Genomic DNA, 10,963 nt, shown 5'->3' with positions numbered 1-10,963 from the left:
CCGGCTTGTAGGTTGTCCGTATGTTCGTATTCCCAAGCATTAAACTCGGCGAATAAAAAATCTGGTTCGCCTTTTTGTTTTTTCGTTTTCAGAGCTGTTCTAAGCAGCTCGACAAAGGAAGTTTTGCCAACGCCCCAATGGCCTAATAAACCAATAGTTTGGTGGTGATGATTGTTTTGGTCTTGCAGTAAAGTCGCTAAGGTATTCACTAGATGTTGACGGTTGAGCTTATCTTCTGCCGCATATTGATGACTGCTGTGGCGGTTGCCTGCAATGGTTTCAATGCCATATTTTGTTTCTTCGGGTTCTGTTTCAGAATTTGGTTCATTTTTTCTTTTATAAAATAGCTCGTCGTCTTTCCCATAAAATGGTTCATCATCTTTACCATAGAAGAGCTTATTATTTTCTGTTTCGTCAATGCCCTTATTGGAAAAATACTCTTCCAGCTGATTGAGTGCGTTATCTATGGCTTTCTTATCTGGTTTGCCATCAAAAATTCCTTTATAGATAGGCCAAATGTTATTTAGAGTACTAGACGTAAGGCGCTTATCTTGTTCTGACGATAGCTGGTTTAATGCATCCGGAAGATGCTTTTCTAACCAATTTATGTAATCTGAGTTGGGCTTTTGCCATAGAGGTAAACCCGTTAACGTAATTACTTCGCCAGCCTCTAATATTGCCAAATCTAATTCTAATTCCGCTTTTATATCTGGAAAAGGGACCGCTTGGAAAGTTACATGGTCTGTAGAAAGCGGACTAGCACTATATGCAGCAGAATATGCATGGTAAATAGAATAGTAAGGATTAGATTCGGCAATAAAAAGGACGGACTCTATAGTGGACTCAATAATAGGGTGTGCTTTTTGAGTTGCTTCAGCAGCTTTTTTGATGAGGGACAAATTTTCTCTGTTATTGTTATAGCTGAGTAATACTCGCCAAATCGCTAGGATGTGTTTGCTTCTGTGTTCTGGCCAATAATTAAAAAAATGTTTTCGATTTTCCGTGTATGTCAGTAAAGGAAAGACTCGTAATGCACAACGAATAGAAAGAGCTACTACAACGTTTTGATCTAGTCTCTCCAATCTAGCTCTTAATTCACTTCTATATTCAGGAGTAAAAGGTGGATTTCTTTGCACAGCAATGTCCTTTTGCGACAGTTTTTGTAGGCTCGTTAACCTAATATATCAGCTTTTGAAAACAAGTGTGACGCTTCATGTGAGGTAGGCGGCAGTTTCGAAAATGAAGCGTCACACGGTTTTTCTGTCTAAGGCAGTGAGACAACTAAAAAACTAGTTCTTCTTCAACCTCAAGTAGTTGTCTATCCCTTTGATCTGGTCTTCCGCGTGGTGGTTAACGTAGAGGACGGTGGTTTCTGATCCTTGGCAGATTTTCTCAATTAGAGCTAAGACAAGTTGGCGGTTCATGTCGTCTAGTCCGAGGCAGGGCTCGTCTAGAATCAAGAGTGGTGGGTGTTTGACCATAGCGCGGGCGATGAGTAATAAGCGCTGGTCTCCATAGGATAGTTTGTTAAAGGGTTGGTCGGCGCGGTCTGTCATGCCGAGCAGTGCAAGCCATTGGTCGGCGATTTTCTTCTGGTTATCGGAGGATTTGGTGTACATGCCGATGCTGTCGTAGAAGCCAGAAATTATGACGTTTTTGCAGCTGGTGCTGACGCGGTATTCCCATTGCAAGGATGTGGAAACATAGCCGATAAATTGTTTGATCTGCCAGATGCTTTCGCCCTTTCCACGTTGGAAGCCAAAGACGAAAATGTCGTTGGTGTAGCATTGCGGGTGATCGCCGGTGATCAATGACAATACGCCGGTTTTGCCGCTGCCGTTGGGGCCACTGAGTTGCCAGTGCTGGCCGCGTTCAATGGTCCAATCCAGTTTATCGACAATGATGGTATCGCCGTATTTAATGGTGGCTTGGTTGAGTATCACCAGTGGCTGGCTTGGGTCGAGTGCGGGCAGTTTATTGACTGGATCTGCCTCAGGAATGTCTAGATCCGTGGTTTTCAAATGCAGTAGTTGATACAGCTCGTTGAAGGCATTTTCGTCGCTTTTGTCTACCGTCAGTGCCAAACGTCCTTGATCGTCTTTCTTTTTATCCAGCAGCGCAATATGAGTAATAAAGTCAGGCATTTCATCGAAGCGGTTTAGCACCATGATCATAGGGGTAGTGTCTATGATGGAAGCAAGGTGAGCTTGCAGCATGGCAAGGGTGTCGACGTCTAAACCATCAAAGGGTTCGTCTAATATCAGCAAGTCAGGCTTGTTCGCCAACGCGCGAATTAACATGACTTTGCGGGTTTCGCCGGTAGATAGTTTGCGAAAGGCGCGGTCCAACAGTGGATAAATACCGAATTTTTCCACTAGTTCCTGTGCAAGATCTGGATCGGCGCAATAATCAAAGATCATTTCTCGTACTGGCGTGCCAAGGGAAATCACGTCCATGATGTCGGCGTCGTCTTTTTTTAGTTCTTTAGCAATCAGCTCCGCTTGGGCTTCAAAAGACACCAATCCCACGTTTTTTGGAAGGCCAGTGACGGTGCCGCGTTCAATGTCGCCAACTCCCGCTAATACAGCGGCTAAAGCCGATTTTCCAGCACCATTGGTGCCAGTAATCACCCAATGTTGGTTGGGTTCAATGGTCCAGTCAATCTCGCTTAGGGTAAAGCGATCATCAAAGTTCACCGTTACTTTTTCGAAGAGAATATTGTCTAAGCGGAGGCTGTCCATGGTATTTCCTAATGTTTTGTTTAGAACCAGCGGAGACAAAAAAGCCGAGTTTTGAAACTCGGCTTTTAACAAAGTATTGGCGAGCGCAATAATCGTATTAAACGATTTTTTTCATGTCCGCCATGTGACCACGTAGCACCGCACCTACTGCTTCAACTGGGTGAGAGCGTAGCGCTGTGTTTACTTCAATCAAGCGTTTGTTGTCTACGCCATTGTCTTCTACAGAAAGACCTTTACCGATCACGTCAGTTTTGATGCCTTTCATGAAGTCTGCCAACAGTGGTACACACGCGTGGTTGTATAGGTAGCAACCGTATTCCGCAGTATCAGAGATGGTCGCGTTCATTTCGTACAATTTCTTACGAGCGATGGTGTTCGCGATCAATGGTGTTTCGTGTAGCGACTCATAGTAAGCCGATTCTGCAACAATGCCCGCTGCTGTCATGGTTTCGAAAGCAAGCTCAACGCCCGCTTTAACCATGGCCACCATCAAGATACCGTTGTCGAAAAATTCTTGTTCAGAAATTTTCACATTGCCAGCTGGTGTTTTCTCAAAGTTAGTTTCAGCGGTTTCTGCACGCCATTTCAGCAAGTTAACGTCGTCGTTGGCCCAGTCTTCCATCATAGTTTGAGAGAAGTGACCGCTGATAATATCGTCTTGGTGCTTGTTGTACAAAGGACGCATGATCACTTTTAGCTCTTCAGAAAGATCGAACGCTTTGATCTTAGCTGGGTTAGAAAGACGATCTAGCATGTTGGTCACGCCGCCGTATTTCAATGCTTCGGTGATGGTTTCCCAACCGTATTGGATCAAGCGAGACGCGTAACCTGGGTCGATGCCTTCTTCAACCATTTTGTCGAAGCAAAGGATAGAACCTGTTTGCAACATACCACAAAGGATAGTTTGCTCACCCATAAGGTCAGATTTTACTTCCGCGATGAAAGAAGACATTAGAACGCCTGCTTTGTGACCGCCCGTACCCACAGCGTAGGCTTTTGCTAGCGCAAGACCTTCGCCTTTAGGATCGTTGTCTTCGTGAACCGCGATCAATGTAGGAACACCGAAACCACGAACGTATTCAGCGCGAACTTCAGAACCTGGGCACTTAGGAGCAACCATGATGACGGTCAAGTCTTTACGGATTTTCATGCCTTCTTCTACGATGTTGAAACCGTGAGAGTAAGATAGACAAGCGCCTTCTTTCATTAAAGGCATAACCGCCGTAACAACCGGTGTGTGTTGCTTATCAGGTGTTAGGTTTAAAACTACGTCTGCGGTTGGGATCAACTCTTCGTAAGTGCCAACAACAAAGCCGTTTTCTGTGGCGTTTTTCCAAGATTGGCGTTTTTGAGCAATGGCTTCTGGGCGCAATGCGTAAGACACATCTAGACCCGAGTCGCGTAGGTTCAAGCCTTGGTTAAGACCTTGTGCACCACAACCGATAACCACCATTTTTTTGCCTTTAAGCGCTTCTACGCCGTCTGCAAATTCAGAGCTGTTCATGAAGCGACATTTTGCTAGTTCTGCTAGTTGTTCACGTAGCGGCAAAGTATTGAAGTAGTTAGCCATGTTACACATCCTATAAGATAAATTACGGTATCTGCGATAAAAACACGCCGATATTAAAAATGGATTACACAGTCGCCAAGCCATGCTTTTCATGACGTCCTGCGAATAGGACTAATCTAACCCAGTAGAACCTTTTCGTAAATTGATATATTCGCAATACAGTGTCCCATTTTTTGCAAACATGTTTTATGATGATTGCACAGTCATTGTATGAAGGTTTCAGGATGAATATTAAGACACTTAAACAATTTCTTGCTTTGGCGGAAACATTGAATTTTGGACGTGCTAGCGACGAATGCCATATTAGTATTTCTGCCCTGTCGCGTAACATTCGACACTTAGAAGATGAGTTAGGCGTCGCGCTGTTTAATCGCGATAATCGGACGGTGGTCTTGACCAAAGAAGGGCAGACCTTCCTTAAATACGCCCGGGATACCAGTCGGCAATGGAACTTGATTCGCCACGAACTGACGGATAATTCCGATCAACTTAGTGGCGAAATCAGTCTTTATGGTTCGGTCACAGCCAGTTACAGTTTTTTGTATGAATTACTGCGTCGCTTTCGTATTGCGTATCCAGCGATTGAAATTAAACTGCGCACCGGTGATCCAGAACACGCTATTGCGCATATTTTGGATGGCAAAGAAGACATTACGATAGCCGCGAGGCCAGCGAACTTACCCCGTGGTTTAGCGTTTAAACCGATCGCTATTTCGCCTTTGCTATTTATTGCGCCACTTGAACAGCAAGTGCCAAATGTGCCGACTCACACACCCATTACAACGCAGGAGTGGGCAACCATTCCGATGATTTTGTCTGAAAGTGGTGTGTCTCGCACCCGTGTGGATGAATGGTTTCGCCAACATGACATTGCGCCACGTATCTACGCACAAGTCACCGGTAACGAAGCCATCGTGAGTATGGTGAGTTTGGGTTTTGGTATCGGTGTGGTGCCAAAGATTGTATTGGATAACAGCCCATTGGTGGACCGGATTAAAGTGCTGGATGTGAAGCCAGAGTTGGAGCCTTACGATATCGGCTTGTTTACACTGAAGAAAAGCCTAAAGAATCCACTGGTCGACGCGTTTTGGAATTTGATGAAAGAAGGGGCGTGATCACGCCCCTTCTTTTTAGCTAGGACTGTGGAAGGTTGAACTTATTTCCAACCACCTTGGTCCATTAACTTAACTGCTTGACGATTGTTTTCACCCAACACACTCAAAGACACTTGATCGGCTTTGAATTCACCAAATACGGCTAGGTTTTTCGGTGGCGCGATACCTTCAACAACAGGGTATTCGTTGTTCACTTCGGCATACCATGCTTGGCTTTGTTGGTTGGTTAAAAATTCCACCAGTTTGGTGGCGTTTTCTTTGTTTTTCGCAGAAGCGGTCATACCGATACCGCTGACATTGACGTGAACACCACGCTCATCGGCGCCTTGGTTTGGCCAGAACATAACCAGTTTGTTGTAGACGTCGCGTTCTTCTTGCTTATCGCTTTGGCCTAAACGTCCAAAGTAGTAAGTATTGGCAATGGCAATGTCACACACGCCAGCGGCCGCGGCTTTAATCTGATCTGTATCACCGCCTGCTGGTGGACGAGCAAAGTTCGCCACTAAGCCTTTGATCCATTCCAAAGTTTTGGCTTCGCCATGCGCGTCGATCATTGAGGCAACCAAAGATTGGTTATAGATATTGCCAGAAGAGCGAATGCAGATTTTGCCTTTCCATTTTGGATCAGCTAGATCTTCATAGGTAGAAAGCTCGGCTGGATTAACGGTTTCTGGGTTGTATAAAAATACGCGGGCGCGCTGTGATAGACCATACCAGTAGCCATCACGATCTTGTAAGTGGCTTGGCACAACGTCTTTAAGCTTGTCTGTTTCAAATGCTTGCAGTACGCCAGCGTCTTTTGCACGGTACAAACGGCCTGCGTCAACGGTAATAAATACGTCCGCTGGGCTCGCGCTGCCTTCGGATTGCAAGCGGCTCAATAGAGCATCGGCGTCGCCTGTGATCAGGTTGACTTTGACGTCATTTTCCTTGGAGAAATTGTCTAACAGCGGTGCGATTAGAGCTTCAGCACGTGCTGAGTAAACGTTCACTTCGCCAGCCGCATGAGCGGATAAACTGCTCAAAGACAGTACAGATGTGCCCACAACGGCGAGCAATGAAGAGGCTTTGCGGATTGAGGCCGCTACGGTCGTTTTTACTAACTGGGTCATTATTTTTTCCTTTTTATGTGAACAGTGTGCATTTGAGCTATTCTACATATAAATTGACAAATAATAATGGGAATAGTTCCTGTTCTTGTTATTTTTTGTCAACTTTTCAGGGTTTTTACTCAAACAACAGTTAATGCTGTTGGAAATGAGGTAAGGCCTCTCACTGCTAGAATGGTGTATCCTTAGATTATAGGGCTAGAGACCTTGTTAAGTGTTAGAGTTTAAAGAAGCTAAGCTGTTGTTGGACATTGACGCTACTGGCCGCCATTTCTCGTCCAGAATTTTGAGCTATGTCCGCGTTGTGCTGGGTTAAGTCTTTGACGGCGTGCACTTTTTTGCTGATATCTTCACAGACGAGGGTTTGCTCTTCGGCAGAGGAGGCAATAAGTCTTGTTTGATCAGAGACGTTCTTGATGCTATGGAGAATATTGCCTGTGAGGGCATTGGTTTTCTCTACCTGGCTGCGCGAAGATTCTGCTAAGGTCATGGAGGTTTCCATGCTATTGACCGCTTTAGTACTGGCGGCATTGAGTTGTACTAGCAGTTTTTCTATTTCTCCTACACTTTCTTGCGAGCGCTGAGCTAAGTTTCTCACTTCATCCGCCACCACGGCAAATCCCCGTCCCTGTTCACCCGCTCTCGCCGCTTCAATGGCTGCGTTAAGAGCGAGTAAATTGGTTTGTTCGGCAATGGCGTGAATGACATCGAGTATGGTTTCAATATTGCTTGTTTCACTTCGCAGTGCCGTGACCATGGTGCCTGTATCCTTTAGTGAAGCAACGAGCTGGTTGATGGCCTCTAATGTACCATTGGCAGTAGACAAGCTGTTTTGTGCCACTGAGCGTATTTCATCGGTCGCTTGTGCAGAGTGTTGGGTATTTTGAGATATTGTACGGTTATTGGCTGACATCTGGTCTAGGGCAACGGCGACTTGGGCCGTATTTTCCATAATTCTAATGGAGTATTCGCCTACTTCTCTATTTGCGTCTAGTACGTCTTGGCTGTTTTTGTTTACTGTATCAACCGATTTTAAAACGCCCGACAGGACAGAGCGTAAATTCTTCGCAGAAGTATTAATGGCGTGTCCAAGTTCGGCGATCTCGTCTTTTCCTGATAAGTGTACAGGCTTATTAAGGTAGCCTTCTGCCATATCTTGGGCCGCATTACGTACTGTTAAAATGCCTCGAACTATGTTGTTTGATATCAAGTAACTAAGGACAATGGAAATGATGAGTGCCACTATAATGGAGGCCCAGAAGTTCATTTCGATTTCTGCAATCAGGCGTTCTGTCTGTTGTTTTGCCTGTATGACGTCCGCATTTGTTTTGTCTGTGAGTGTGGCGAAGTAGGCCATCAAGTCATTATATGAGGCGATGAAAGCAGAAAATACCGGAAAAGGCGCTTTGTTATCCGCTGAGTTTTCCATAGCGCTGACAAAGGTTTTTGTCTTGCTTTGAAAATCATTGACGAGAGTTAGCAGTGTAGCGGACTCGTCAGACTGCTTAGACAAGCCCTTATTAAGTTCATTTATCAAGGATGGTGTTGTGTTGTAGCTCTTTGATATAGCTTCAAGGTAACCAGGAATTTGTTGATCAAGTGATAATAGATAAGCAATCTGTAAGCCTCGCACATTAAGAATGATATTAATTTGTGCTTCTTTAACTCGTTCTAGGTTGAGTGAGACATTGTGGTTTTCTTCATAGAATCGGTCAAAGCGGTTTGCTAATTCTGTACTTTTTGCTTTTATTAAACTGAGTGCGACTAAAAATATAATGATGATAGATAAAATAAGCGTAATGAATTTTGCTTTAACGGATAGATTGTTCATGTCGGTTCCTTCAACGTAGATTTTTTGCGTTTTTGTGGGCTTGTTGAATCATTTTGGTGCATATTTTGTATGGTATTTCTTATGAAAAATCAAAGTAATTCTTATTTATGAGTGATTATTTCGTAAGGTGTAAGAGCTTGTTTGGTGTTTTGGGATTGAGCAGGGTAAGAATTGTTGTAACTGTCAATAAACATTCATATTTCACTATTCCGTTATGGTCAAAAAAGTGGACAATAATGCAATTACTTCTCGCTCATCTTCCTGCAGGTTATCATGACTTCTATCCCACTTTCTGAGGAAACGGTTTCTCGCCGTGTCCAGTACTTGCGCGTTTTTGTGCTTGGCTTCAGTGCGTTTATCTTTAATACCACAGAATTTGTTCCGGTCGGATTATTGTCCGACATTGCGCAAAGCTTTTCGATTGCGCCGGCTCAGGTGGGCTGGATGCTGACGATTTATGCTTGGATTGTGGCGCTGATGTCTTTGCCCATGATGCTGCTGACGCGTAAAGTTGAGCGCAAAGTTTTGCTAATGTGGTTATTTGGCTTGTTTGTGGTTAGCCATATCTTATCTGTTGTGGCGTGGAATTTCACGGTTCTTTTGGTCAGCCGTATTGGTATTGCGTTTGCCCACGCGGTGTTTTGGTCGATTACCGCGTCTATTGCTATTCGAGTGGCACCACAAGGCAAACACACGTTTGCTTTGAGTGTCTTGGCGACCGGAACGGGGCTGGCCATGGTGCTGGGTGTGCCTGCGGGACGGATTATCGGCCAGCTTTTGGATTGGCGTACGACGTTTGCGGTGATTGCGGTGATTGCCCTATTGATTATGTTAGCGATGTATCGGTTGCTGCCGAGTTTGCCAAGTTTGTTCTCAGGGTCTCTTAGTAAGGTGCCTGAGGTATTGAGTAATCGTATTTTGCTGGCGATGTACTTTTTTACCTTTATGATTTTTTCCGCCCATTATACCGCTTACAGTTACATTGAGCCTTTTTTAAAAGATATCGGTGCTATCAGTGGCAGTTTCACTACCTTAATTCTACTCTTGTTCGGTATGGCAGGCATTGTTGGTAGCGTATTGTTCAGTTATTTTGGTGATAAATCGAATACCTTGATGCTGTTGACGAGTGTGACGCTGGCGTCAATGTGTATGAGTGTTTTGTATTTTGTTGCGCCAAGTGACTCCTTGCTGATTGGTTGTATCCTGTTGTGGGGCGCTTCTATCATGATTATTGGCTTAAGTATGCAAATACGAGTGTTAAAAGTCGATAACAGCGCCGCCGATATTATTATGTCTTTGTATTCCGGTATCATTAATTTAGGCATCGGTGCGGGGGCCTTGGTTGGTGGTCAAGCTATTCATTATATCGGCTTAGAAAGTGTTGGTTTTACTGGGGCATTGTTGGGTGTCGGTGCTCTTGTGGTGCTTATCATGCTGTTAAAACGTACAACAAAACCGAACGCTCCCGTTGTCGAATAGAGGGCAGCCAGTATCCTGATTAAGGGGCTGGTGTTAAGCGCATCGAGTGTGGGCGTTTTGTTTTGATCTTAGCGAATAAGAATGTCTTATGTTTCATTGGTTAACGGTTTCTACAACACGAAAAATCAGCAGTCTTTCTTTTGTTCTTCTGTCATTTTTGTTCGTGGTTATTATTTATTCAAACTATCAGACGCAAAAAATCTACGGAGAAATGCAAGAAGTTGCAGAAATTGATATTCCGTTGTCTGAGGTGATTGCGGATATTGAAATACTGCAACTGAAGCAGCATTTATTAATGGAGAAGATTCGCTTACAGGGCGAGGCTTTTTTTACCAACGATAGGGTGCGACAAGAAAGTGTGAAAGGTTTTGATGCCTTTAGCCAACGTCTGTCTTCTCAGCTTGATAAGAGCATTAGTATCCTTCATTCCGGCATGACACTGGGTAGCATTCGCATCAATGTGGCCGACCATCAAGCTTTAATTCAACAGATAAAGGCGTTGCATAGTCATAGAATAGGCTTTGAAGTTTTGTTTGCTGATTTTGTAGGCAAAGGAGAGGCACATTATGCGGTGTCTTGGGATGAACTGGAAAAGCAGGATGATTTATTGGATGCAGAGGCTGAGAAGCTGCTTGTGAATATTGAGCAGCTCACCATGAAAGTCGCCGCGACGGTAGAAAAGCAAGAGCGCGATTTTATGATTGTGAATGCCATGCTGGGGATGTCTGCCTTCGCCATTGGCGGTTATTTGACGCTGTACACGATTTTGTCTTTTCGTCGTAAAGTGGGGTCATTGCGTGGTCAAATTGAATCATTGCATCGTTCTATGTCTCCCGACGCTCATGATGAATCATTTCGTTATCATGGCAAAGATGAATTAGACGAACTTGAGAAAGATCTGAAGATACTCATGGCGCGCTTTTCCTTGGAAAAGGACAACCGTGATGAGGTAGAAACGCAGCTTATTGAGCTGGCGACACGAGACAAGCTGACTGGGGCGTTTAATCGCCATAAATGGGATGAGCAGATTAAAGCCGAATTGGCACTGGCGAACCGAGGTCATCATTTTAGTTTGATCTTACTGGACGTTGACCACTTTAAGAAAATCAACGACAGCT

Annotated in this window: 8 protein-coding genes; 3 read left to right on the top strand and 5 right to left on the bottom strand. The window is 44.4% G+C overall.

What is annotated here, in order from left to right; translation table 11 throughout:
• The 3 genes from DK187_RS09055 to ilvC form a co-directional block, all read right to left on the bottom strand.
• Positions 1 to 1,136: P-loop NTPase fold protein (locus DK187_RS09055; protein ID WP_204355607.1), on the bottom strand; the 1,136-nt coding region annotated here is incomplete at its 3' end.
• Positions 1,137 to 1,289: 153 nt separating this feature from the next.
• A complete protein-coding gene (gene modF, locus DK187_RS09050; RefSeq protein ID WP_111607034.1) occupies positions 1,290 to 2,741 on the bottom strand; it encodes a molybdate ABC transporter ATP-binding protein ModF in 1,452 nt (483 codons plus the stop codon).
• Positions 2,742 to 2,838: 97 nt separating this feature from the next.
• Positions 2,839 to 4,311, bottom strand: coding sequence for a ketol-acid reductoisomerase (gene ilvC / locus DK187_RS09045; protein ID WP_111607033.1), 1,473 nt, complete (start codon positions 4,309 to 4,311; stop codon positions 2,839 to 2,841).
• A 224-nt stretch (positions 4,312 to 4,535) separates the two neighbouring features.
• On the opposite strand from ilvC, the gene ilvY reads away from it, so the two are divergent.
• Positions 4,536 to 5,426, top strand: coding sequence for an HTH-type transcriptional activator IlvY (gene ilvY / locus DK187_RS09040; RefSeq protein ID WP_111607032.1), 891 nt, complete (start codon positions 4,536 to 4,538; stop codon positions 5,424 to 5,426).
• Between the two features lie 41 nt (positions 5,427 to 5,467).
• On the opposite strand, the gene DK187_RS09035 is transcribed toward ilvY, so the two are convergent.
• Both DK187_RS09035 and DK187_RS09030 read right to left on the bottom strand, forming a co-directional pair.
• Complete coding sequence (locus DK187_RS09035) at positions 5,468 to 6,538, bottom strand: Fe(3+) ABC transporter substrate-binding protein (RefSeq protein WP_111607031.1); 1,071 nt, start codon at positions 6,536 to 6,538, stop codon at positions 5,468 to 5,470.
• Positions 6,539 to 6,752: 214 nt separating this feature from the next.
• Positions 6,753 to 8,366 (bottom strand): methyl-accepting chemotaxis protein, encoded by a 1,614-nt coding sequence (locus tag DK187_RS09030; protein ID WP_111607030.1) that lies wholly within the window; start codon positions 8,364 to 8,366, stop codon positions 6,753 to 6,755.
• 273 nt (positions 8,367 to 8,639) lie between these two features.
• Here DK187_RS09030 and DK187_RS09025 point away from each other — a divergent pair, with 273 nt between their 5' ends.
• Together DK187_RS09025 and DK187_RS09020 are read left to right on the top strand one after the other, a co-directional pair.
• On the top strand, positions 8,640 to 9,845 hold the full coding sequence (locus DK187_RS09025; RefSeq protein ID WP_111607029.1) for a sugar transporter: 1,206 nt from the start codon (positions 8,640 to 8,642) through the stop codon (positions 9,843 to 9,845).
• A gap of 88 nt (positions 9,846 to 9,933) precedes the next feature.
• Positions 9,934 to 10,963, top strand: a 1,030-nt coding sequence (locus DK187_RS09020; RefSeq protein WP_111607028.1) for a sensor domain-containing diguanylate cyclase, incomplete at its 3' end; no start/stop codon positions are given.

The sequence above is a fragment of the Marinomonas arctica genome, assembly GCF_003259225.1.
GTDB lineage: Bacteria > Pseudomonadota > Gammaproteobacteria > Pseudomonadales > Marinomonadaceae > Marinomonas > Marinomonas arctica.
Note: the sequence above shows the minus strand (reverse complement) of the source record. Positions and strands in the feature narration are given on the sequence as shown.

Coding starts and splice junctions, on each gene's coding strand:
- modF (WP_111607034.1), bottom strand. CDS start 2,741: ATGGACAGCCTCCGCTTAGACAATATTCTCTTCGAAAAAGTAACGGTG.
- ilvC (WP_111607033.1), bottom strand. CDS start 4,311: ATGGCTAACTACTTCAATACTTTGCCGCTACGTGAACAACTAGCAGAA.
- ilvY (WP_111607032.1), top strand. CDS start 4,536: ATGAATATTAAGACACTTAAACAATTTCTTGCTTTGGCGGAAACATTG.
- DK187_RS09035 (WP_111607031.1), bottom strand. CDS start 6,538: ATGACCCAGTTAGTAAAAACGACCGTAGCGGCCTCAATCCGCAAAGCC.
- DK187_RS09030 (WP_111607030.1), bottom strand. CDS start 8,366: ATGAACAATCTATCCGTTAAAGCAAAATTCATTACGCTTATTTTATCT.
- DK187_RS09025 (WP_111607029.1), top strand. CDS start 8,640: ATGACTTCTATCCCACTTTCTGAGGAAACGGTTTCTCGCCGTGTCCAG.